The organism is Caenispirillum salinarum AK4, from assembly GCF_000315795.1.
Taxonomy (GTDB): Bacteria; Pseudomonadota; Alphaproteobacteria; order Rhodospirillales; family Rhodospirillaceae; genus Caenispirillum; species Caenispirillum salinarum.
The window spans coordinates 1-1,456 of sequence record NZ_ANHY01000035.1 but is presented as its reverse complement, the minus strand read 5'-3'; the positions used below and the strand labels follow the sequence as shown (position 1 = coordinate 1,456).

Sequence of the window (1,456 nt, the reverse complement as noted above, 5' to 3'; positions counted from 1 at the left end):
GCTTCAAAGCCTCCCACCTATCCTACACATTCGAACCCTGACGCCACTGCGAAGCTATAGTAAAGGTTCACGGGGTCTTTCCGTCTGACCGCGGGAACTCCGCATCTTCACGGAGATTTCAATTTCGCTGAGTTGGTGTTGGAGACAGCGGGGAAGTCGTTACGCCATTCGTGCAGGTCGGAACTTACCCGACAAGGAATTTCGCTACCTTAGGACCGTTATAGTTACGGCCGCCGTTTACCGGGGCTTCGATTCAGAGCGTGAACCCCTCCTCTTAACCTTCCGGCACCGGGCAGGCGTCAGACCCTATACGTCGTCTTGCGACTTCGCAGAGCCCTGTGTTTTTAGTAAACAGTCGCCACCCCCTGGTCTGTGCCCCTCCCCACCGGTTGCCCGATGGGAAGGCCCCCTTCTCCCGAAGTTACGGGGGCATTTTGCCTAGTTCCTTCAACACCATTCTCTCAAGCGCCTTGGTATACTCTACCAGTCCACCTGTGTCGGTTTCGGGTACGGTCTGTACGTGGGAGTTATTTCCAGGCCCCCCTTCGCTGCACGCCCAATCCGATAAGGGCATACAACTTACGGGGCGCGTCACTTCCCACAGGCCCAGGACTATTAACCTGGTTCCCATCGGCTACGCCTTTCGGCCTCGCCTTAGGGGCCGGCTCACCCTGCGCGGATTAGCCTTGCGCAGGAACCCTTGGACTTTCGGCGACAGGGTTTCTCACCCTGTTTATCGCTACTCATGTCAGCATTCTCACTTCCGATACCTCCAGCAAACCTCACGGTTCACCTTCACAGGCCTACGGAACGCTCCGCTACCACGTGTCAGAGACACGTCCACAGCTTCGGTGCATGGCTTGAGCCCCGGTACATCTTCGGCGCAAGACAGCTATTAGACCAGTGAGCTGTTACGCTTTCTTTAAAGGATGGCTGCTTCTAAGCCAACCTCCTGGTTGTTTTGGCCGTCTCACATCCTTTCCCACTTAGCCATGACTTGGGGACCTTAGCTGGTGGTCTGGGCTGTTTCCCTCTTGACCCCGGACCTTAGCACCCGGAGTCTGTCTGCCGTGCTGTACTCTGCGGTATTCGGAGTTTGGTTCGAGTTGGTAAGGCTCGCGCCCCCCGTCCCGATCCAGTGCTCTACCCCCGCAGGTAATCACACGACGCGCTACCTAAATAGCTTTCGCGGAGAACCAGCTATTTCCGAGTTTGATTGGCCTTTCACCCCTAACCACAGGTCATCCCCGTCTTTTTCAACAGACGTGGGTTCGGTCCTCCAGTGGGTGTTACTCCACCTTCAACCTGCCCATGGCTAGATCACTCGGTTTCGGGTCTAGTCCTGCGAACTGAACGCCCTGTTCAGACTCGCTTTCGCTTCGCCTACACCTAACGGCTTAAGCTCGCTCGCAAAACTAAGTCGCTGACCCATTATACAAAAGGTACGCCGTCACCC

1 rRNA gene is annotated in these 1,456 nt (G+C 56.1%); it reads right to left on the bottom strand.

Features of this window, described 5'->3' with window-relative positions:
- A 23S ribosomal RNA gene (locus tag C882_RS21815) occupies window positions 1-1,456 on the bottom strand; the annotation flags it as partial.